The 21,206-nt window shown below is 70.2% G+C and carries 20 protein-coding genes and 2 tRNA genes; 16 read left to right on the plus strand and 6 right to left on the minus strand.

Features of this window, described 5'->3' with window-relative positions; genetic code table 11:
* The first annotated feature begins 73 nt into the window (after window positions 1-73).
* The 4 genes from PH203_RS32735 to PH203_RS32750 all read left to right on the plus strand — a co-directional run bounded on the left by PH203_RS32735 (window position 74) and on the right by PH203_RS32750 (window position 1,592).
* The gene (locus PH203_RS32735; RefSeq protein WP_289924728.1) at window positions 74-397 is read left to right on the plus strand and encodes a hypothetical protein; all 324 of its coding nucleotides are present in this window, start codon (window positions 74-76) and stop codon (window positions 395-397) included.
* Between the two features lie 159 nt (window positions 398-556).
* Window positions 557-925, plus strand: coding sequence for a WhiB family transcriptional regulator (locus PH203_RS32740; RefSeq protein WP_289924729.1), 369 nt, complete (start codon window positions 557-559; stop codon window positions 923-925).
* Complete coding sequence (locus PH203_RS32745; protein ID WP_289924731.1) at window positions 922-1,245, plus strand: hypothetical protein; 324 nt, start codon at window positions 922-924, stop codon at window positions 1,243-1,245. Before PH203_RS32740 ends, PH203_RS32745 begins: the two co-directional genes overlap by 4 nt.
* A 137-nt stretch (window positions 1,246-1,382) precedes the next feature.
* Window positions 1,383-1,592: a hypothetical protein gene (locus PH203_RS32750; protein ID WP_289924733.1), complete on the plus strand. Its 210-nt coding sequence runs from the start codon at window positions 1,383-1,385 to the stop codon at window positions 1,590-1,592.
* A gap of 48 nt (window positions 1,593-1,640) precedes the next feature.
* Here the strand turns inward: PH203_RS32750 and PH203_RS32755 are convergent, their stop codons facing one another.
* The gene (locus PH203_RS32755) at window positions 1,641-3,002 is read right to left on the minus strand and encodes an AarF/ABC1/UbiB kinase family protein (protein ID WP_289924735.1); all 1,362 of its coding nucleotides are present in this window, start codon (window positions 3,000-3,002) and stop codon (window positions 1,641-1,643) included.
* Window positions 2,995-4,215 (minus strand): TOMM precursor leader peptide-binding protein, encoded by a 1,221-nt coding sequence (locus tag PH203_RS32760; protein WP_289924945.1) that lies wholly within the window; start codon window positions 4,213-4,215, stop codon window positions 2,995-2,997. The genes PH203_RS32755 and PH203_RS32760 overlap by 8 nt, the downstream gene beginning before the upstream one ends.
* A 271-nt stretch (window positions 4,216-4,486) precedes the next feature.
* Between PH203_RS32760 and PH203_RS32765 the strand changes: the two genes are divergently transcribed.
* From PH203_RS32765 to PH203_RS32780, 4 genes are all read left to right on the plus strand, one after another.
* Entirely contained in the window at window positions 4,487-5,083 is a 597-nt protein-coding gene (locus PH203_RS32765; RefSeq protein ID WP_289924736.1) for a M48 family metallopeptidase, read from the plus strand.
* 129 nt (window positions 5,084-5,212) lie between these two features.
* Window positions 5,213-6,946 (plus strand): TerD family protein, encoded by a 1,734-nt coding sequence (locus PH203_RS32770; RefSeq protein ID WP_289924737.1) that lies wholly within the window; start codon window positions 5,213-5,215, stop codon window positions 6,944-6,946.
* A gap of 11 nt (window positions 6,947-6,957) precedes the next feature.
* A complete protein-coding gene (locus PH203_RS32775; protein WP_171141547.1) occupies window positions 6,958-7,638 on the plus strand; it encodes an AIM24 family protein in 681 nt (226 codons plus the stop codon).
* Window positions 7,639-7,655: 17 nt separating this feature from the next.
* Window positions 7,656-8,411: an AIM24 family protein gene (locus PH203_RS32780; RefSeq protein ID WP_289924738.1), complete on the plus strand. Its 756-nt coding sequence runs from the start codon at window positions 7,656-7,658 to the stop codon at window positions 8,409-8,411.
* A gap of 76 nt (window positions 8,412-8,487) precedes the next feature.
* Here the strand turns inward: PH203_RS32780 and PH203_RS32785 are convergent, their stop codons facing one another.
* The gene (locus PH203_RS32785) at window positions 8,488-9,009 is read right to left on the minus strand and encodes an NUDIX hydrolase (RefSeq protein WP_289924739.1); all 522 of its coding nucleotides are present in this window, start codon (window positions 9,007-9,009) and stop codon (window positions 8,488-8,490) included.
* On the minus strand, window positions 9,006-10,454 hold the full coding sequence (locus PH203_RS32790; protein WP_289924740.1) for a zinc-dependent metalloprotease: 1,449 nt from the start codon (window positions 10,452-10,454) through the stop codon (window positions 9,006-9,008). The genes PH203_RS32785 and PH203_RS32790 overlap by 4 nt, the downstream gene beginning before the upstream one ends.
* 193 nt (window positions 10,455-10,647) lie before the next feature.
* Here PH203_RS32790 and PH203_RS32795 point away from each other — a divergent pair, with 193 nt between their 5' ends.
* The 4 genes from PH203_RS32795 (at window position 10,648) to PH203_RS32810 (ending at window position 13,927) form a co-directional block, all read left to right on the plus strand.
* Window positions 10,648-11,760 (plus strand): SDR family oxidoreductase, encoded by a 1,113-nt coding sequence (locus tag PH203_RS32795; protein WP_289924741.1) that lies wholly within the window; start codon window positions 10,648-10,650, stop codon window positions 11,758-11,760.
* A gap of 269 nt (window positions 11,761-12,029) precedes the next feature.
* Window positions 12,030-12,491: a molybdenum cofactor biosynthesis protein MoaE gene (locus PH203_RS32800; protein ID WP_289924742.1), complete on the plus strand. Its 462-nt coding sequence runs from the start codon at window positions 12,030-12,032 to the stop codon at window positions 12,489-12,491.
* 123 nt (window positions 12,492-12,614) lie between these two features.
* Window positions 12,615-12,770 carry a hypothetical protein gene (locus PH203_RS32805; RefSeq protein WP_289924743.1) on the plus strand — a complete coding sequence of 52 codons (156 nt, stop codon included), beginning with the start codon at window positions 12,615-12,617 and terminating at the stop codon, window positions 12,768-12,770.
* Between the two features lie 59 nt (window positions 12,771-12,829).
* Window positions 12,830-13,927 carry a PDZ domain-containing protein gene (locus tag PH203_RS32810; protein ID WP_289924744.1) on the plus strand — a complete coding sequence of 366 codons (1,098 nt, stop codon included), beginning with the start codon at window positions 12,830-12,832 and terminating at the stop codon, window positions 13,925-13,927.
* A 121-nt stretch (window positions 13,928-14,048) separates the two neighbouring features.
* Here PH203_RS32810 and PH203_RS32815 read toward each other — a convergent pair whose 3' ends face one another.
* The gene (locus PH203_RS32815; protein ID WP_289924747.1) at window positions 14,049-14,591 is read right to left on the minus strand and encodes a PPA1309 family protein; all 543 of its coding nucleotides are present in this window, start codon (window positions 14,589-14,591) and stop codon (window positions 14,049-14,051) included.
* A gap of 163 nt (window positions 14,592-14,754) precedes the next feature.
* Between PH203_RS32815 and PH203_RS32820 the strand changes: the two genes are divergently transcribed.
* The 4 genes from PH203_RS32820 (at window position 14,755) to PH203_RS32835 (ending at window position 20,360) form a co-directional block, all read left to right on the plus strand.
* A complete protein-coding gene (locus PH203_RS32820; protein WP_289924946.1) occupies window positions 14,755-17,709 on the plus strand; it encodes a UPF0182 family protein in 2,955 nt (984 codons plus the stop codon).
* Window positions 17,710-17,770: 61 nt separating this feature from the next.
* A tRNA-Met gene (locus PH203_RS32825) sits at window positions 17,771-17,844 on the plus strand.
* Window positions 17,845-18,050: 206 nt separating this feature from the next.
* On the plus strand, window positions 18,051-19,880 hold the full coding sequence (locus tag PH203_RS32830; protein WP_289924749.1) for a tetratricopeptide repeat protein: 1,830 nt from the start codon (window positions 18,051-18,053) through the stop codon (window positions 19,878-19,880).
* Window positions 19,881-20,286: 406 nt separating this feature from the next.
* Window positions 20,287-20,360 (plus strand) — tRNA-Met (locus PH203_RS32835).
* A 228-nt stretch (window positions 20,361-20,588) separates the two neighbouring features.
* Here the strand turns inward: PH203_RS32835 and PH203_RS32840 are convergent.
* On the minus strand, window positions 20,589-21,005 hold the full coding sequence (locus PH203_RS32840; RefSeq protein WP_289924750.1) for a Fur family transcriptional regulator: 417 nt from the start codon (window positions 21,003-21,005) through the stop codon (window positions 20,589-20,591).
* Window positions 21,006-21,206: the final 201 nt, after the last annotated feature.

Raw genomic sequence — 21,206 nt, forward strand, 5'->3', positions numbered from 1 at the left:
TCCGTGCTCTACTTACATATCCGTAGGACTGGCTCACCCCAGTCCCCCGAGACGCCGAGAGGAGGCGAGTCCAGTGACCAGCATCAACGCCAGCTACATCAACACCGCGAAAATGACCGATCGCTCGGTCGTCGTCTCCCTGTGCATGCTCGCCGTCTCGAACCAGGGCACCGGTCTGTCCGGCATTCGTGTCGCCGGTCCGGCGTCCTCCGTGTCTCTCGCGGGTCTCCCTGTCCGCGAGCGCAATGAGCGACCGACCAAGGCGCTGGAAGCAGTAGAGGGCAAGGCTCAGGCCTATGCCTTTACGGCAGCCGGTGCCGGAAGCCGGAAGCAGACGACGCAGCACCACCTGATGTGGGCCTTCCGTGGGCCAGAACCCTGGAGTGATCCAGCCTGATTGATCAGGCCGGCGCCTTCAGGGCCGCGGAACCCCATCCGGGATCCGCGGCCCTTCTGTTTGTCCAAGAACTTGGACAGCGGAGCGAAGGGGCCTCGGGACAAGAAAGCCGACTACCGGTCCAACAGGGCCGGACCGACCAGACGAGGAAGACGAACCGTGCAACTCGAAGCGCACGCCCCGTCCGTACCGCCTTCCGAAACGATCCCCCCGCCCGGCCTCACGGAGGACTCCACCTTGACCCCGCTCACTGCGCTCACCGCGCTCGACGACGCCATCGAGAACCTCGGCGTACCCGTCCCCTGCCGTTCCTACGACCCGGAGGTCTTCTTCGCCGAGTCGCCGGCGGACGTCGAGTACGCCAAGTCCCTCTGCCGCACCTGCCCGCTGATCGAGGCCTGCCTCGCCGGCGCCAAGGAGCGGCGTGAGCCCTGGGGCGTCTGGGGTGGCGAGCTGTTCGTCCAGGGTGTCGTCGTCGCCCGGAAGCGGCCGCGTGGTCGCCCGCGCAAGAACCCGGTCTCGGCATGAACACCGCAGGAACGATCGACCGCCCTCTCACGCACGACCCCAAGAAGCAGGCCCCGATGAAGCCGTCCACCACTGAGCCCATCGGCTCTGAGACCCCAGACTTCACCACCACCGGCGCGCACGACTCGCGTCAGAACAGGACCCGTGAGATGCAACTTCAACCAGAAGCCCTGGCCCGTGCACATATGCACGAGCGCCTGCGTGAGGCCGAGCGCGAGCGTCAGGCCGTGCGCCTGATGAGCGCTCGCCGGATGCAGCGCCGGGCCGAGCGCGCCTCGATGCGCGCCCGCCGTGCGCTCGCCATGGCCGTCATGCAGTAACCGATCACACCTGTAGCGGTGGCCTCCCGGACTCCGGGAGGCGAAAGCTCCCCGCGGGGGCCGGTCCGTCCGAACGGACCGGCCCCCGCGGTGCGTTGTGCCCGCTGATCCACCGGCCGCGGCGATATCGTCGCCGCGTGACGAGTCTTCCCGGGGGCAGTGAGGACGACGGCTCCGCCACGGAGCCCCGGTCTCTGGTGTGCGCCCGCTGCGGCATCGCCGCCGACGGACCCCGCCCCACCTGGACCTGCTCCGTGGAGAACGGCGTCCGACAGTACTTCTGCGACACCTGCTCCAGGGACAATCTCAGAGCGATCGAGGGCCGCTTGGACTCGGCCTGGTGGTAGGGCCGGCGTCGCCGGGGCCCGCCCCCGGTGGGCAACCGATGGTCGGGCTCAGGCTTCCGCCACCGACTCCTCCGGCTCCTCCACCACGAACCCCGGCAGCCACTCCTCCAGTTCCGCCCGCAGCCGGACGGTCGCGCCCAGCTGGCACAGGACGCCGATGGTGCTGAGCGTGACCCGGTGGATGAGGAGGTAGGCCGGGGGGAGATTGAGCTGCTTGCCCAGTTGGTAGGCGGGGGAGCGGATGTCGGCGATGCGGGCGGCCTGGCTGCGCATCCAGCCGCGGGTGAAGGTGAACTCGTCGCGCAGGGCCGGTTCGATGATCGGGCGGAGATAGTCGAGGACGGCGTCGGGGTCCAGCTCTATGGACTCCTTGACGAAGCCCTCCAGACAGAGGAGCTCGTAGACGGCCTCGGCCTCGCCGTCGAGGGTCATGCGCAGCGACTCACCGATGGGGGTGGGCAGGCCGCCCGGGAGGCGGTCCACCGTGCCGAAGTCCAGGACGCCCAGGCGCCAGTCGTCCGCGCCGTGCGGGCCGCCGGGCAGGAGGCGGAAGTTCCCGGGATGTGGGTCGGCGTGGAGCAGGCCGGTGCGGGCCGGGCCGGAGAAGAGGAAACGGGCCAGGAGCTGGCCGGCGCGGTCGCGCTGGTCCTGGGTGCCCTCGGAGATGACCTCCGACAGCGGGACGCCCTCCATCCACTCCGTGATCAGGATCTGCTCGCACTGGTGGACCACCGCCGGCACCACGACGTCGGGGTCGTCCGCGAACTCCTCGGCGTGCGCCTGCTGGGCCTGTGCCTCCAGGCCGTAGTCCAGCTCCTCGGAGACCCGGTCCTTCAGCTCCGCGATCAGCGGCTTGATGTCCATGCCCGGGATCAGCGGGCCCAACAGCCGGGCGAAGCGGCTCAACTGGTTCAGGTCGGACAGCAGGGCGTCGCCGGCACCCGGGTACTGCACCTTGACCGCGACCTCGCGGCCGTCGTGCCACACCGCGTGGTGCACCTGACCGATCGACGCCGCGGCGGAGGGCTTGTCCTCGAACTCCTCGAACAGCTCCTGCCAGTCCTCCCCGAGCCGCTCCTCCAGCACCTTGTGCACCGTGCGCGTCGGCATCGGAGGCGCCGCCTCCTGGAGCTTCGTCAGCGCGGCACGGTAGGGGCCGGCGACCTCCTCGGGCAGCGCCGACTCGAAGACCGACAGGGCCTGGCCGAACTTCATCGCGCCGCCCTTGAGCTCGCCGAGCACCTTGAACAGCTGCTCCGCGGTGCGCTGCTGCAGCTCACGGCCGACGAGTTCCGCGGATTCCCCGACGATTCTCTTGCCGAGCCCCCAGGTCGCCCGGCCGGCGAAGCCGATCGGGAGCGCGGCGAGCTTGGCGGTACGGGTGACCGCCTTGCGGGGAAGATCAGACATGCGCCCTCCAGGTCCCAGCCGACCGTACCGCGTCCGCCTTGCGGGGCGACTCCTGCGACGGCCCTTGCCCGCTCATTGTCTCGTGCGACTCCCCCTCCTCGGAGGTGTGTTCTCCCTTACCTTTCTCCGCTGCTCCGCAGGGGCATGCGGGATGCGTCCAGACCGGCCGCGCATGCCAGTTCAGAGAGGGGACGGAGACCTCCCAGCGGGCGCCGGCACTCGACGGCAGCCGGCCGTCGAGGAAGGAGAGGGCGTGCGCGGCCGCCAGCCCCGCCACCGTGGTGGCCAGAGCCAGATCACAGGGGCGCACATGACGCGACCGCCCCGAGCCCGACCGCCACTGCGCGACCAGCCGCGGCCACGCGGGGTCCCGGTCGGTGCGCCCCTCGTGCAGACAGCCCGCGCAACTCGTCACGCCGGGCAGGACGAGCGGGCCGACGACACCGGTTCCCTCCGCGACACCGACGTACAGATGGGGCGTACCGGAGTCGATGAGCTGGTCGGCCGGGGGCGGGGCGTGCACGGCTACGTCGTCCCTGGGGGCGAGGATCACCAGGGAGAAGCCGGGCTCACCGGCCGCGGGCTCACCGGCTACGGAGACCGGTCCGCGTGAAGAGCGGTCCGGCGCGTACCGCCGGGCCGCGCGTCGGGCGGCCTCGTCCCTGCGCTCGCCGATCGCCTCGACGGGCAGCCCGCCCGGTGCCACGTCCCACGGCTCGACCTCGCCGATGTCGCGCACGTCGACCTCGCCGATCCCGGCGCCGGAGAGCAGCGAGGCCAGCACAGCGCCGACCCGGCCCGCGCCCCTGACCTGCACGCGAAGGGAGCGCCGGGCCGCCAGCAGCCCGATCGCCTCGCCCGGTTCGGACGTGGTCAGGGACAGGGAGGCGAGGTCGGGGCGGAGCCGGTCGAGGACCCGTTTCTTCCTTCGCAGGGCCTCACCGGCCGGTCCGCCGCCGCGCGCGTCGTCGAGCAGCCCCGCCCGGGACAGCCGCTCGATGAGCCGGTCGACATGGCCGTCGGGCAGATCCATCCGCCGGCCCTCCTCGCGCAGCAGCCCCGGGCCCCGGGTGCCGTTGAGCAGGTCCAGGAAACTGCCCGTCGCGGTGTCCATCGGACCCAGCGTCATCGCGTGCGCCGGAGTCATCCCGAACTGCACCGTGTCGAGGTCGCGCCAGCCGCGCCGCAGCGCCGGCTTCACCTGCGGAACCAGTGGGATCACCGCAACCGGCGGATCTTGTGAAGACTGCATGACAGGCCCCCGTAGCCCTCGTGGAACGTCCCCGTACGCCGCCCGGAGAGCGTTCGGCGGTCGGCCGTGGCTCCGTCGGCGAATGCCAGCATGCCCGGATCCGCAATCCGATGCCGAAAGTTGTCCACAGGCGGTGGGTATTCGTCGTACAAATCAAACGCATGGTGGGGGATCGGAACCGAACCGTCCCGGAGTCGGGACTTCCACCACTCACAGCGGGTAACGTCGGGGCGTGTCCGCCGACCCACTGCACCGTGCCGGAACACCACAGCGACGCGCGTCGAGTCAACCGCCCAGCGGCTCGGGTGCGAGCGCGATCGAGGTGCGCAGAAGCGCCCGTCGACGCCGGACGGTCTCCGCGTACCGCGAGGGCGATCGCACCGTTGTGCTGATCCCTGCCCGGATGTCCGAGGCGGAGGAACAACGCTGGGTGAGCGTCATGCTCGACAAGCTGGCCGCTCAGGAGAGCAAGCGGGTCCTCGGCGACGCCGAACTGTCCGAGCGGGCGGAGCGGCTGTCGGCCCAGTACTTCGACGGCCGCGCCCGGCCCTCCTCGGTGCGCTGGGTCACCAACCAGAACACCCGCTGGGGCTCCTGCACCCCCTCCGAGGGCAGCATCCGCCTCTCGCACCGGCTGCAGGGGATGCCCGAGTACGTCGTCGACTACGTTCTCGTCCACGAGCTCGCCCATCTGCTCGTGCCCGGACACGGGCCCCGCTTCTGGCGGCTCCTGGAGGCGTATCCGCGCACCGAGCGGGCCCGTGGCTATCTCGAAGGGGTCGTCGCGGCCGACCGGCTGCCTCATCTGCCGGGCGCGCGCGGAGAGTGACCGACGCGGGGACCGACGCCCCCGCGCGGGCAGTTGTGTACCGGGTCTGTACCGACATCGTCCGTTGTCCGAGTTTGCCGTTAGCCTGGCGCGACGCACTCGCATTTGGATGGGGGACGGTCGTTACGCATGGCCAGGGAATTCCAACGCGGCCACAAGGCCAAGGTCAGTGACCTCACCGCGGGCACCGATCTGTACGTCGGCGTACAGATCACCGGCCCCGGACTGAGCTTCGACATCAGCTGCTTCGGTCTCGACGCCGACGAGCGGCTCTCGGACGACCGGTACTTCGTCTTCTTCAACCAGCCGAAGTCCCCCGAGGAGTCCATCCAGCTCCTCGGCGCCCAGGCGGGTGACACGGAGTCCTTCCGCGTCACCCTCGACCGGATCCCGGCGCAGATCCAGAAGCTCTCCTTCACTGCGACGATCGACGGCGCCGGACAGATGTCGCAGATCGCCCCCGGATACATCCGGATCGTGGCCGGCGGCGAAGAGGTCGCCCGCTACTCCTTCAACGGCTCGGAGTTCACCACCGAGCGCGCCGTGATGCTGGGCGACTTCTACCTGAAGGATGTCTGGCGGTTCGCCGCGGTCGGACAGGGCTTCGACGGCGGCCTGGAAGCGCTGCTGAAGAACTTCGGCGGCGAGGTCGCCGAGGAGGAGGCCCCCGCCGCCCCGCAGCAGCCGCAGGCCGGTGCCGCGCCGAGCTTCGCCCCGCCCGCCCAGGCCGCCGCCCCGCCCGCGTTCGGCGCGCCGGCTGCCGCTCCGGCACCCGCGCCCGCTCCGGCGCCCGCCCAGGGCTTCGCGCCCCCGGCGCCCGCCCCGGCGCCCGCCCCGAGTGTGCACGCCCAGCCCACCATCGTCGCGCCCATGACCCCGCCCGGTGGCGCCCCGGTGCCGCCCCCGGCCCCGGCGCCCGCGCCCTACGGTCAGCCGCCGCAGCAGCCCCAGTACGGTCAGGCCCCCGGCCAGACCGCCCCGCTGCCCCCCGGCTACGGCGCCCAGCCCCAGGCCCCGCAGGCGCCCCAGGCTCCCGGCCCGCCGCCCGGCTACGGTCAGCCGACTCCGCCTCCGGGCTACGGTCAGCCGACTCCGCCTCCGGGCTACGGCCAGCCCACCCCGCCGCCCGGCTACGGACAGGCCCCCGGCCAGCAGGCCCCCTACGGTGCGCCCCAGGGCATGCCGCAGGGCGCGCCCCAGGCCGCCGGTGTCGCCGGCGCCCTCGCGCAGTTCAAGGAGACGCCCACCGGCCAGCGCTGGACGCAGCAGAACAAGAAGCTCGTCCGCGTCGACCTCGGCATCGGCGGTCAGCCCGTGCTCGCCCGCCAGGGCAGCATGGTGCTCTACCAGGGCAAGGTCGACTTCAGCTACAAGGGCGCCGGTTTCGCCGGCCGGGTCGTCGGCAACGCGACCGGCCAGGAGATGCAGCTGATGCGCTGCACCGGGCAGGGCCAGGTCTTCCTCGCCGAGAACTCCACGATGCTGCACCCCATCGAGCTGCAGGGCGACGGCATCTGCGTCTCCGCCGAGAACGTCCTCGCCTTCGACGAGAGCCTCCAGTACGAGGTCCGCCGGATCGAGGGCCACGGCATCCCGGGCGGCGCGCTGTTCACGATGCTGTTCCAGGGCACCGGCACGATCGTCCTCAAGACGCACGGCACGCCCGTGGTGCTGCCGGTCACGCCCACCACCTTCGCGGACGCCAACGCCGTGGTCGCCTGGTCGTCCGCCGCCCAGGTCGTCGTCTCCAGCCAGGTCCGCATGCGTCGCAACGCCTACCCCGGCGACACCGGCGAGAGCGTGAACCTGCAGTTCCGGGCCGCGCCCGGCAACTTCATCGTCGTCCAGCCGTACGAGATCTGAGGGAGTCCGTCATGAACCAGCCACTCGCGGGCTTCGCTCCCGCACCCGTCACGGCCCGCATGGAGAACCACGGCAACCACATGGCGAAGATCGCCATGCAGACCGGGAACGACCTCTTCGCGCGCGTGGGCTCGATGGTCGCCTACGAGGGCTTCGTCCAGTACGAGCCCAACCCGCCGGCCGTGCGCCAGATCGCCAAGGACTGGATGACCGGCGAGGGCGCGCCCCTGATGAAGTGCTCCGGCGACGGACTGCTCTACCTCGCCGACTACGGCGCCAACGTCGTCGTCATCAACCTCAACGGCGACGGCATCTCCGTCAACGCCACCAACCTGCTCGCCTTCGACGCACACCTCACCTGGGGTGTCGAGCGCGTCAAGGGCCTGGCGAAGTTCGCCGGGCAGGGCCTGTGGAACACCAAGATCTCCGGGCAGGGCTGGGTCGCGCTGACCTCCCGGGGCAAGCCGATCGTCGTCGACTGCGGCGGCGGCGAGGACGAGACGTACGTCGACCCCGACGCGCTCGTCGCCTGGTCCCCGAACCTCAAGGTCAAGGGCAAGCGCAGCTTCAAGGCGCAGTCGCTCATCGGCCGCGGCAGCGGTGAGGCCTACCAGATGGCCTTCTCGGGCCAGGGCATCGTCGTAGTCCAGCCCAGCGAGGACAGCACCGACCGACTCCGGGTCCGGGGCTGAGGGGGAGCCAGAACGTCATGCAGAGTCCGCTTTTCGCCTACAACGACCAGCAGACCCAGGAACGCTGGGCGCTGCAGAACAAGCAGATGCTCCGCGTCACCCTGGAGGGCCACGACGACATCCTCGCCCGCAAGGGCACGATGGTCGCCTACCAGGGCCTGATGGAGTTCGACGCCGAGTACCAGAGCAACGACCAGGGACGCTCGCGTGCGCACACCGGCGAGGGCCTGGACCTGATGCGCTGCCACGGGCAGGGCACGGTCTACCTCGCCAACCTCAAGCAGCACGTGCACCTGGTGGACGTGGAGCAGGACGGCCTCACCGTCGACAGCTCCTACGTCCTCGCCATGGACTCCTCGCTGCACCACGAGGTCATCGCCGTCGACAGCCTCTACGGCATCTCCGGCTCCGGGAAGTACCAGCTCAACATCACCGGCCGCGGCAAGGTCGCCCTCATGACCTCCGGCATGCCGCTGATGATGCAGGTCACGCCCGACAGGTACGTCAACTGCGACGCCGACGCGATCGTCGCCTGGTCGACCTCGCTGCGCGTCCAGATGCAGGCCCAGACGCACTCCTCGGGGGTGTTCCGGCGCCGCGGCAACACCGGCGAGGGCTGGGAGCTCAGCTTCATGGGCAGCGGTTACGCCATCGTCCAGCCCAGCGAACTGATGCCGCCGCAGAACGCCCAGATCGGTTCGGGCCTCGCCGCGCAGTACGGGGTGGGCCAGCACGGGGCACGCGGTCAGAATCAGGGCAACGTCTGGAGCTGACCGTCCAGAAAGCAGACGTAAGGGGCGACCACCATGGGTGGTCGCCCCTTACACGTTCCCGAAGGGACTCCGAGGGTCACAGCCTCGCGCGAGTCGCCTCCAGCAGCCTCACGACCGACTCGTCCGCCACGTCCGCGACCTCGGCGTACGCGAACCACCGCAGGTCGAGGGACTCGTCGCTGATCGCCTCGACGGTTCCGGCCGGGGCCAGCGCCGCGTACTGGATGTCGAAGTGCCAGTGACAAGGGGCCGGGATGGGGTGCCGGTCCAGCCGGACCGGGCCGCCCGGCAGCAGTGTCAGGCCCGTGATCCCGGACTCCTCGGTCGCCTCGCGCAGCGCCGCGGCGGCCACCGTGGCGTCGCCGGGTTCGCAGTGGCCACCCATTTGGAGCCACATCCGCAGCTTCTTGTGGAGGGTCAGCAGCACCTGGCCGCGCGACGGGTCGATCACCAGCGCGCTCGCCGTGATGTGACCGTCCCCGCAGGCCTTCCACATGCCGTCCGGGTGGGCCGCCAAGTGGTCGAGGTACGTCTGGCGCAACTCTTCCTGGCCCTCGTACCCCTTGAGTACGAGGACCGCGTCGTCGTGCAGGCTCACTCGGAGTCGTCGCCCTTTTCGTCCTCGTCCTTCTTCAGGTTCGGCTTCTCCGCGGAGCCGCCCGCGGCCTCGCCGAGCATCTTGTCCAGCTCGGAGAAGTCCAGCTGCTCGCGGTGGACGAAGCCGTCCGGGTCGTCCAGGTCGGAGGCGGTCGGGAGCATGTCCGGGTGGGCCCACAGGCCGTCGCGGCCGTCGACACCGCGCGCGTCCGTGAGCGAGGCCCACAGACGGGAGGCGTCCCGCAGACGGCGGGGGCGCAGCTCCAGGCCGATCAGGGTGGCGAAGGTCTGCTCGGCCGGACCGCCCGAGGCGCGACGGCGGCGCAGCGTCTCGCGCAGCGCGTCCGCCGACGACAGCCGGGGCTTGGCGGCCGCGTGGACCACCGCGTCCACCCAGCCCTCGACGAGCGCCAGAGCCGTCTCCAGACGGGCCAGGGCCGCCTTCTGCTCCGGGGTGTCCTCCGGCTGGAACATGCCCTGCTGGAGGGCGTCCTGGAGCTGCTCGGGGTTCTGCGGGTCGAACTGACCGACCACGTCCTCCAGCTTGGCGGTGTCGACCTTGATGCCGCGCGCGTAGCCGTCGACCGCGCCGAACAGGTGCGAGCGCAGCCACGGCACATGCGCGAACAGACGCTGGTGGGCGGCCTCGCGCAGGGCGAGATACAGCCGCACCTCCTCCTGCGGCACGCCCAGGTCCTTGCCGAACGCCTCGATGTTGAGCGGCAGCAGCGCGGCCTTGCCGGCCGGGCCGAGCGGGAGGCCGATGTCGGTCGAGCCGACGACCTCGCCCGCGAGCACGCCCACGGCCTGCCCGATCTGCGTGCCGAACATGGCGCCGCCCATCGAGCGCATCATGCCGATCAGCGGGCCGGCCATGGCCTGCATCTCCTCCGGCAGGACATCGCCCATCGCGGTGCCGACGCGCTCGGCGACCGGGTCGACGAGCTCCTTCCACGCGGGCAGGGTCGCCTCGACCCACTCCGCGCGGGACCACGCCACGGAGGTGCCCGCGCCCGACGGCAGGGAGGTGGCGTCGTCCAGCCACAGGTCGGCCAGGCGGACGGCCTCCTGGACCGCCGTGCGCTCGGCCGGACCGACGCTCGCGTCCTTGACGCCGTCGGCGGTGCCCTGGGAGACCGTCTGGCGGGCGATCTGCTTGGCCATGTCCCAGTTCACCGGGCCGCCCTCGTAGGAGAGCATCTGGCCCAGCTGCTGGAACGCGGCGCCCAGGTCGGTGGGGTTCAGGGAACCGAACATGGCAGCGAACGGATTGTCCCCTCCGGGACCGCCCGGGCCACCGAAGCCACCGGCTCCGGGCAGCCCGCCGAAACCGAACGGGTTGGCCGGGCCCTGACCACCACCGCTCTGCTGGTCCTTCTTCTTGCCCTCGTCGCCGTCTTCCGGCTCCTCCGGCGGAAGGCCGAATCCGAATGGGGTGTCACTCACGGGATTCCTCGGCTGTTAAGGCCGCCGGTTTGTCTCCGACGGCGCGACTGCCCGATAACACCACCCAGCGTAGACACCGTGGGCGGATCGGGCCTCGGTGCTTCGCCGACTCTCGGCCTGCGGCAGGATGGATGCCACCTGGTACGTACGCGTCACTTGTGTACGTACTGAAGACAACCGCTGGAGACGCCCGGTGAGTTCCCCTGATCCACAGGTTCGCGCAGCGCGAAACCAGTCAACCAATCCTGGGCTGCGCGGGCCCGTCGTCGCCGTGACCGGTGCGGCGGGCGGTATCGGTGCGCTGCTCACCGAGCGGCTCGCCGCGTCGGAAGAGATCAAGCAGGTCATCGCCATCGATGAGCGGCGCGGGGAGTGCGCGGGGGCGCAGTGGCACATCCTGGACGTGCGGGATCCCGCGATCGCGGAGAAGCTGCGGGGCGCGGATGTGGTGGTGCATCTCGCGCTGGACCTCGATCTGGAGACGGACGGGGCCGCCCGTACGGCGTACAACGTACGGGGGACGCAGACCGTGCTGACCGCTGCGGCGGCGGCCGGGGTGCATCGGGTGGTGCTGTGCACGTCCTCCATGGTGTACGGCGCGTTGCCGGACAACGAGCTGCCTTTGTCCGAGGACGCGGAGTTGCGGGCGACCGCGGAGGCCACCGGGGTCGGGGATCTGCTGGAGATCGAGCGGCTCGCGCGGAGGGCGCCTCGGGCTCACCCGGGACTCAATGTCACCGTTGTGCGGCCCGCCGTGCTGGTGGGTGGCACGGACACCGCTCTGACCAGGTATTTCGAGTCGCCTCGACTGCTCGTCGTCGCCGGGTCCCGGCCCGCCTGGCAGTTCTGCCATGTCGAGGATCTGTGCAGTGCGCTGGAGTACGCCGTTCTCGAGAAGGTCGAGGGCGAGCTCGCTGTCGGGTGTGACGGGTGGCTGGAGCAGGAGGAGGTCGAGGAGCTCAGCGGGATCCGGCGGATGGAGTTGCCGTCGGCGGTGGCGCTGGGGGCGGCTGCCCGGCTGCACCGGATCGGGCTCACGCCGTCCCCGGCCGGGGACCTGGCGTACACGATGTACCCGTGGGTGGTCAGCGGGAGTCGGCTGCATGACGCCGGGTGGCGGGCGCAGTGGACGAACGAGGAGGTGCTCGCGGAGCTGCTGGAGGAGGTCTCCGGGCGGCACACGGTCGCGGGGCGTCGGCTCGGGCGGAAGGACGCGACGGCTGCGGGGGCTGCGGGGGCGACGGTGGCGCTGCTGGGCGCGGCCGCTGTGGTGCGGCGGGCTCGGAAGGCTCGGCGGCGGATCTGAGGGGGCGGATCTGAGGGGGCGGGTGGGTGCGCGTGGGGGCCCTTCGCCCCCGCGGCCCCTTCCCATTCCCGTCCCCAGGGGCTGCCGCCCCTTCGACCCCGCTTCGGCCCTTAAGGGGCCTCGTCCTCAAACGCCGGACGGGCTGAAGGGAACAGCGCAGCCCCCTCGGGTTACGGGCCCGATGTGTAGGACGCTCCAAACGGCCACGCGTGCGTGCCGGGCGATGGCTCTATTCCGTGTGGTCGGAGGTATGGGGCACGATGGGGGGCATGGCAGCCAGTAACGATCACCCCGGTGAGCAGGGCGCGCAGGAGCCCGTCAAGCTCATCGCCATCCGTGAGACCCCGCTCTCCCTCGACGAGGTCTTCAAGGCCGTCGGGGACGACGCGGCCGGGGGCACCGCGTTGTTCGTGGGGACCGTACGGAATCACGACGGAGGTGCCGACGTCGACCGGCTCGGGTACTCGTGCCATCCCAGCGCCGAGGCCGAGATGCGGCGGGTCGCCGAGAAGGTGGTCGCCGAGTATCCGGTGCGGGCGCTGGCCGCCGTGCACCGGGTCGGGGATCTCGTCGTCGGGGATCTCGCCGTCGTCGTCGCCGTGTCGTGTCCGCATCGCGGTGAGGCCTTCGAGGCGTGCCGGAAGCTGATCGACGACCTCAAGCACGAGGTGCCGATCTGGAAGCACCAGAAGTTCTCCGACGGGACCGAGGAGTGGGTCGGCGCCTGCTGACGCCCCGAACATCCCTTCCCTCCTCCGGTTGCGTAACCGCCCCCCTGGCGTGAGCGTTGTCAGTGCGGATGGCTAATCTGCTGATCAGTCAGTTGCGGTCGCTCATCGGGGTTGGAGGACGACATGGCGGCGCTCGCCTGGTTGCTGATTCCGCTTGTCGCTGCGATCGGTGCAGGTCTGTGGGGCAGTTGGGCCAATCGGACCCGGAAGGTGCGGAGCGACGGGCCCGAGCTGGACGGATACGCGCGGTTCCGCGAGGCCATGGAGAAGCAGCACTGAGTCCGCCTCCGAGGTGGCCCTGACGGGTCGCTGACAGGGGCGTCCCGTACTGTCGTTCCATGCCACGCCGCACCGCGACGATGCTCGCCTCCACCCTGATGCTGATCGCGCTCCTGTGCGCGGGAGTCTTCATCCCCGTGCCGTACTCGGAGATGTCCCCGGGGCCGACGGTGAACACGCTCGGCGAGCACGACGGCGAGCCGGTGCTGCAGATCTCCGGCCGGAAGACCTACTCCACCAGCGGGCACCTCAACATGACCACCGTCCGGGTCACCAGCGCCGACTACAAGATGAACCTCGTCGAGGCCGTCTACGGGTGGCTGGCGCACGACAACAAGGTCGTGCCGCACGACACGCTCTACCCGGACGGCAAGACCGAGGAGGAGTCCACCCAGGAGAACGCCGAGGAGTTCAGCCAGTCCCAGGAGAGCGCCAAGGTCGCCGCCCTGAAGGAGCTGGACATCCCGGTGAAGTCCTTCGTGATCGTCTCCACCGTGGTCAAGGACTCTCCGGCCGAGGGCGTGCTGCACGCCGGTGACGTCATCAAGGCCGTCGACGGGACCACCGTCAAGGAGCCCGCCGACGTCGCCGAACTCGTCACCGAGCACAAGGCCGGCGAGAAGGTCACCTTCACGATCGTGCCCGCCAAGGAGCAGGCCGCCGCGGAGAAGGCGAACAAGACGGCCACCGCGACCCAGGACGTCACCATCACCACCAAGGAGTCCGACGACGACGGCGAGAAGCGCGCCATCGTCGGGATCTCCGCCGGGACCGACCACACCTTCCCGTTCACCATCGACATCAAGCTCGCCGATGTCGGCGGGCCCAGCGCGGGCCTGATGTTCGCGCTCGGCATCTACGACAAGCTCACGCCCGGCAGCCTCACCGGCGGCAAGTTCGTGGCCGGCACCGGCACCATCGACGACGACGGCAAGGTCGGCCCCATCGGCGGCATCGAGATGAAGACCGTCGGCGCGCGCGACAAGGGCGCCCAGTACTTCCTGACCCCGGCCGACAACTGCTCGGCCGCCGCCGAGGACGTCCCCGGCGGGCTCACCCTGGTCAAGGTGAACACCATCGAGGACGCCCTCACCTCCCTCGAGGACATCCGCTCCGGCGACACCGCCGATCTGCCCGCGTGCACCACCAAGGGCTGACCGCACCGGCACGCGCGCGTACGTGAACGGGGGCGCCCTCAAGGCCGAGGGCGCCCCCGTCGTCGTACACGAAGAACTCAGTCCTCGTACCGGTAGGGCTCAGTTCTCGTACCGGTAGAACTCAGTCCTCGAACGTCGCCGCCAGTGCTTCCGCCAGCCCCGGGACCAGGGAGCCGCCCGTGAGGACCTCCGTCGGGGAGTCCTTCTCGCGCAGGCGCAGGGCCGAGTCGCGGGTGCCGTCGCGGAGGACCGCGACGGTCATGCGGACCTCCTGGCGGTCGGGGTGCCTGGCCACCCACTGGGTGAGCTTCTTGTCGCTGAGGCCCTCCGGGACCTGCGCCTCGGCGGACGGGGGCAGCATGAGGCGCTCCACCGTCAGGGCGCAGCCGGCCACCGCGTCGGGCCAGGCGATCGTGCCGAGGAACTCGTCGAGCGGCTTGCCCGCCGGGATCTCCTCCTGCTCGATGGGGGTCAGGCCGGAGGACTCCTGCTCGTCCTCCAGGCCGAGCTGGGCCGCGAGGGCAGGTTCCTGGGCTCGCAGTCGCGCGGTGTCTACGAGGGCGAAAAGGCGAGCGGGCTGGTCCCAGCCGAGGCCGGAGACGTACTCGTCGATCTCGAGTACGGCCCGGGTCAGGGGGCTCGCCGCCATGGGAGTGTTGGACATGGTCACAATCCTGCCTGGTTCATGGCCGGAATCGGGAACCGAGTAAAGCGTGAGTAAGTTGCATAGGTGAGGGCCTACGATCACGTGGCCCACGGACGGCTCGCGGGGACGCGGGTCTGACGGACCAACAGCGACTTTCGAGGTGCGCACCTTGGCTTTCCAGATGCCGGACCGCGGCGGAGGCCCGACGGGGCCACGGATCAGAGTGGGCCGCCCGTCCCGGCGTGTCCGGACCCTGCTCATGACACTGGGCGTCCTTGCCGTACTCGGCATGGCGTTCACCATGTTCGCCGGGTTCTGGACGGACTGGCTCTGGTACCGGTCGGTGAACTACTCGTCCGTGTTCACGACCACTCTGTGGACGAAGATCGGACTGTTCTTCGTCTTCGGTCTGCTGATGGCCCTGGCGGTCGGCTTCAACATCTGGCTCGCCCACCGGCTGCGGCCGCCGCTGAGCGCCATGTCGATGGAGCAGCAGAACCTCGACCGCTACCGCATGGGCATCGCGCCCTACAAGAAGTGGCTGCTGCTGGGCATCACCGCCCTGGTCGGCCTCATCGCCGGCGCCTCGGCGTCGGGCCAGTGGCGGACCTGGCTGATGTGGGTCAACGGCGTGTCGTTCGGCGAGAAGGACCCGCAGTTCAAGCTCGACATCTCCTTCTACACGTTCGACCTGCCCTGGTACCGGTTCCTGCTCGGCTTCGGCTTCGCCGCCGCGATCCTGTCCGTGATCGCCGCCGCGCTCACCCACTACCTGTACGGCGGGCTGCGGATCACCAGCCCGGGCGCGCGTGCCACGGCCGCGGCCACCGGCCATCTGTCGGTGCTGCTCGGCATCTTCGTCACCCTGAAGGCGGTGGCCTACTGGCTCGACCGGTACGGCCTCGCGGTCAAGTCCAGCGACTTCAAGGCGACCGACAACTGGACCGGCCTCAGGTACGTCGACGCCAACGCCTATCTGCCGGCCAAGACGATCCTGTTCTGCATCGCCGTCATCTGTGCCGTGCTGTTCTTCGCCACCCTGTGGCGGCGCACCTGGCAGCTGCCGGTCATCGGCTTCGGCCTGATGGTCCTGTCGGCGATCCTCATCGGTGGTCTCTACCCGGCGATCGTGCAGAAGTTCCAGGTCCAGCCGAACGAGCAGGCCAAGGAAGCGCCGTACGTCACCAAGAACCTCAAGGCGACGCGTGAGGCGTACGGCATCGACGACGCCAGCGTCAGCGAGTACGACGGCACGTCCACGACCACGGACAAGACCAAGCTGCGCGACGACGTCGACACCACGGCCAGCATCCGCGTGGTGGACCCGAACATCGTCTCGCCGACGTTCCAGCAGCTCCAGCAGATGCGTAACTACTACGCGTTCCCGACCAACCTGGACGTCGACCGGTACACCAAGGACGGCAAGGACCAGGACACGGTCATCGGTCTGCGCGAGCTGAACCTCGCGGGCATTCCGAAGAACAACTGGATCAACGACCACTTCCGCTACACCCACGGCTACGGCGTGGTCGCCGCCAAGGGCACCGCCGCCGACTCCGAGGGCCGCCCGGTGTTCACCGAGTCCGACCTGCCCTCGCAGGGCGACCTCGGCACGTACGAGCAGCGGGTCTACTACGGTGAGAAGACCACCGAGTACTCGATCGTCGGCGGTCCCCAGAAGGAGATCGACTACTCCGACGACAGCGGTGAGAAGACCTTCAGCTACACCGGCAAGAGCGGGGTCAACCTCTCCAACCCGATCAACCGGGCGGCGTACGCGGTGGCGTTCAGCGAGCCGCAGATCCTCTACTCCGGGGCGATCGGCGAGGGTTCGCGGATTCTGTACAACCGCACGCCCAAGGAGCGCGTCGAGGCGGTCGCGCCCTGGCTGACCATCGACGGCGACGCCTATCCGGCGGTCGTCGACGGGAAGATCCAGTGGATCGTCGACGCGTACACGACGACGAACGGCTACCCGTACTCGTCCCGTACGACCCTCGGTGACACCACGGCCGACTCGCTGACCGCGACGAACAACTCGCGCGCGGTGGTGGCCCAGCAGAACCAGGTCAACTACATCCGCAACTCGGTGAAGGCGACCGTCGACGCGTACACCGGCCAGGTCAAGCTGTACCAGTGGGACACCGAGGACCCGGTCCTGAAGACCTGGATGAAGGCGTTCCCGGGCACGGTGAAGGCGAAGACCGAGATCTCGGACTCGCTCCTGGCCCATCTGCGCTACCCGCAGGACCTGTTCAAGGTCCAGCGCGAGCTGCTCAGCCGGTACCACGTGAAGGACGCGACGACGTTCCTCTCCGGCTCCGAGGTGTGGCAGGTGCCGGACGACCCGACCAACACGTCGGGCGAACCGGTGCCGCCGTACTACCTGAGCATGAAGATGCCCGACCAGAAGGAACAGGCGTTCTCGCTCACGACGACGTTCACGCCCAACGGCCGGGACCAGCTCAGTGCGTTCATGTCGGTCGACGCCGAGGCGGGCACCGACGACTACGGCAAGATCAGAATCCTGAAACTGCCGACGAACACCAGCGTCCAGGGCCCCAAACAGGTACAGAGCCAGTTCAACTCCGAACAGGACATCGCCGAGACCATCAGCCTCCTCAACAGAGGTGACTCGAAGGTGGAGTACGGCAACCTGCTGACGGTGCCGCTCGACGGAGGACTGCTCTACGTGGAGCCGGTCTACGTACGCGGTGGTGGACTGAAGTACCCGCTGCTGCGGAAGGTGTTGGTGACCTACGGAGGCAACACCGCCTTCGAGGACACCCTCGACGAAGCCCTCAACAAGGTGTTCGGGACGGAGGGCGAGACCACCCCGCCGCCGGACGACGACGGGGACACCGGGAATCCGCCGCCGAGCACCGACAACCCGACGGTCCAGGAGGCGTTGAACGACGCCCAGAAGGCCTTCGAGGCCGGCCAGGAAGCCCTGAAGAAGGGTGACTGGGAGGCGTACGGCGTGGCGCAGAAGGATCTCGAGGACGCGCTGCGGCGGGCCGAGGAGGCGCAGGCCGCGGAGAACAAGCCCGGCAGCAGCCCGAGTCCCGGCAGTAGTGCGAAGCCGAGCAGCGGTCCGAGCAGCACTCCGAAACCGAGCAGCAGTCCCAGCGGCTGACCGGCCCCGGCGGCTGATCAAATGCTCCACCCCGCGCCGTGATACGGTTGCAGCACAACGGCGCGGGGTGGAGCAGCTCGGTAGCTCGCTGGGCTCATAACCCAGAGGTCGCAGGTTCAAATCCTGTCCCCGCTACTGAAACGAAGGCCCGGATCCTAATCAAGGATCCGGGCCTTCGTGGTGTGCGAACGCATGTGCCGGACAGAGAGATGGACGCGCTGCCGTGGGGAGTTGAGGGAACTGTGTTTGACTTGTCTCTCTGTGGGCATGTCGACAAAACGCTGAAGTGACCTCAATGGCTGCGGTATACCAGGTGTACCCAGGTTGCAGGTGGTGCGACGATGGACGTTATGGGGGACAAGGCAACTCTGTGCGAGACAGGGCGATTTGTGCAGCCCGCCGGGCCGGGTGAGGTCGAGTCCGGTGAGGTGGCCGAGGTGGCCGAAGCGGCTGCCGAGGAACTCCGCCAGCGCCTGGCCGCCGAGGCCGGTGACGTCGAGGCGATGAGTGTCCTCGGGGCCATGCTGCTGCGCCGTGGTGATCTCGACGGAGCCGAGCCCCTGTTGCGTGCCGCCACCGCCGCGGGCGACCGTGCCGCCGCCAACAACCTGGGCGTCCTCCTGCACCAGCGCGGCTACGCCGACGAGGCCGCCGGCTGGTGGCGGATCGCCGCCGTCGCCGGATCCGCCGCGGCCGCGCACGCGCTGGGCCGGCACTTCCGCGAGAAGGGCGACGAGCCCGCCGCCGAGTACTGGCTGCGCCAGTCCGCCGAACAGGGCCACGCCCTCGGCGCCTACGCGCTCGCCGACCTGCTGGAGCACCGTGGGGACGCCGGAGCCGGGCAGTGGATGCGGGCGGCGGCCGAGCGGGGGCACCGCGAGGCGGCGTACCGGCTGGCGCGTGCGCTTGATCGCGAAGTGCACCTCGAAGGTGAGGACGGGACTGACAACGGTGTCTCGCAGGCCGCGGAGGCCGAGCAGTGGTACCGGCAGGCCGCCGCGCGCGGACATCAGCGGGCCGCGCTGTACCTCGGCGCGATCCTGGAGAAGCGCGGTGAGCTCAAGGAAGCCGGGCGCTGGTATCTGACCTCCGCCAAGGACGGCGAGGCGCGGGCCGCCTGTGCGCTCGGGTTCCTGCTGCGCGACGCGGGGGACACCGAGAGCGCCGCCGTGTGGTGGCTGCGGGCCGCCCAGGACGGCGACGGCAACGCCGCGAACGCGCTGGGCGCGCTGCACGCCGAGCGCGGGGAGACGCAGACCGCCGAGCGGTGGTACCGGGCCGCGATGGACGCCGGTGACGTGAACGGCGCGTACAACCTCGGGCTGCTCTGCGCCGAGCAGGGGCGCACCGCACAGGCCGAGCAGTGGTACCGGCGGGCGGCGTACGCGGGGCACCGCGAGGCGGCGAACGCGCTGGCGATCCTGCTGCTGCAGGGCGGGGACACCGGCGGGGCCGAGCCGTGGTTCTCCAAGGCCGCGGAGGCCGGGAGCGTCGACGCCGCGTTCAACCTCGGGATCCTCTTCGCCGGCCGGGGCGAGGACGGTGTCGCCCTGCGGTGGTACGAGCGTGCCGCCGCCGCCGGGCACACGGAGGCCGCGCTGCAGGTCGGGATCGCGCTGCTGCGGGACGGGGACGAGGCGGCCGCGGAACGGCATCTGCGGTGCGCGGCGGGCGGCGGGAGCGCGGAGGCGGCGTACCGGCTGGCCACCGTGCTGGACGCGCGGCGGCCGCCCGCGCCCGCGCATGAGCTCGGGGAGTCCGTGCACCTTTCCAAGAGCGAGTGCGAGGAGTGGTACGAGCGGGCCGCCACTCAGGGGCATCGGCGCGCGCAGGTGCGGGTGGGGATGCTCGCCTCTGCGCGGGGCGATGTGGTGGAGGCGGCTCGGTGGTACCGGGAGGCCGCCGAGGCGGGGTCTCGGAACGGTGCCTTCAATCTGGGGCTGCTGCTTGCGCGTGAGGGGAGTGAGCCCGAGGCGGCGGTCTGGTGGACGCGGGCCGCTGATGCGGGGCACGGGCGGGCGGCGTTGCGGCTGGCCCTCGTCTACGCGCGTCGTGGGGAGCTGGCGGAGGGGCAGCGGTGGGCCGACCGGGCGGTGTCGCTCGGGCCGGGCGAGGTTTCTGAGCGGGCGGCTCGCTTGCGGGACGCGCTCCGTGAAGAGCTGTCGGCGTGAGGGTGCGCTGAGCTGCGGGTCTGTTCGCGTGGCGCCCCGGGTGGGGCTGGGCAGAGGTGGGTCGCGCGGCCCGGCGCTGACGGGGTGCCTCCCCCAGAGGGGGGACCCCCAGCGCCCACCCGTGCCGCCCTGGGCGGCACGAATGCCCGCAGGCTGAGCAGGGCCGGAGGTGAAGGCCCGCGGGGTGGGCGGATGCGGTGGTGAGTGCCGGCAGGCCAGGGGGGTGCGGCGGGGAATGTCGGCAGGCTGGGCCGATGCGGCGGCGAAGGCCCGCAGGCCAAGCAGGTGTGGCGGGGAATGCCCGCAGGCTGGGTGGGGTCGCAGGCTTCGCTGGGTCGGCGGTGTGGGCCGGTCGGTAACTGATTTGCTTCTGTCGTTCCCGTTGACGTAGTGTTCATTTCACCGACGCGGGGTGGAGCAGCTCGGTAGCTCGCTGGGCTCATAACCCAGAGGTCGCAGGTTCAAATCCTGTCCCCGCTACTCAAGGCCGAGGGCCGGAACCCGAAAGGGTTCCGGCCCTCGGTGTTTGGCGTGAGCGATGAGGGCCGGTAGCCCACCGCCTCCTCGCGGAGTGCGGAACGGACTGGTGGGTGCCGTTGGCCATATGGCGGTCCGTCAGTTACGGGAAGCCCGCAGGCGGCACGATGGCCTCGGCGCACAACGCAAAGCCCCGGCGCCCAGAAGGGGCCGGGGCTCGTGAGCCGGTGTCTACGCCGCCGCGCAGCTCGGGCAGACGCCGCGGTAGGTCACCTCGACGCCCGAGACCGTGAAGCCGAAGCGCTCCGAGTCGGGGAGGTCCGTCAGCGGGTCGCCGCTCGGATGCACGTCGCGGATCGCCCCGCACTGGGCGCAGACCAGGTGGTGGTGCGGACGGTGCGCGTTCGGGTCGTACCGCTTGGCACGCTTGTCGGTGGCGACTTCGAGCACCTCGCCGAGGGAGACGAGCTCACCCAGCGTGTTGTAGACGGTGGCGCGGGAGATCTCGGGCAGCTTGGCGACGGCCCGTGCGTGCACCTCGTCGGCCGTCAGGTGGACGTGATCGCCGTCGAGGACCTCGGCCACGACGCGCCGCTGCGCGGTCATCCGCCATCCGCGGCCGCGCAGTCGTTCCAGTAGGTCACTCATAGGGGTCACCTTAACAGCAAGGGGACCAAGGTCCCGAAGGAGTGTGAAATTAGAGCCCTGCTTGACTTAGACAGAGTCCATTGTAGGATCGGTAACGCTTCTGGCCAAGGGGTCAGGAAGGTCGGGAGCGACACATGCTGCGGCAAGCAGCTGGGTGGCCGCGGTCCAGGCCCTGCGCGGCCGTCGACCAGCACTGGACGG

This window comes from Streptomyces sp. S.PB5 (assembly GCF_030403745.1).
Taxonomy (GTDB): domain Bacteria; phylum Actinomycetota; class Actinomycetes; order Streptomycetales; family Streptomycetaceae; genus Streptomyces.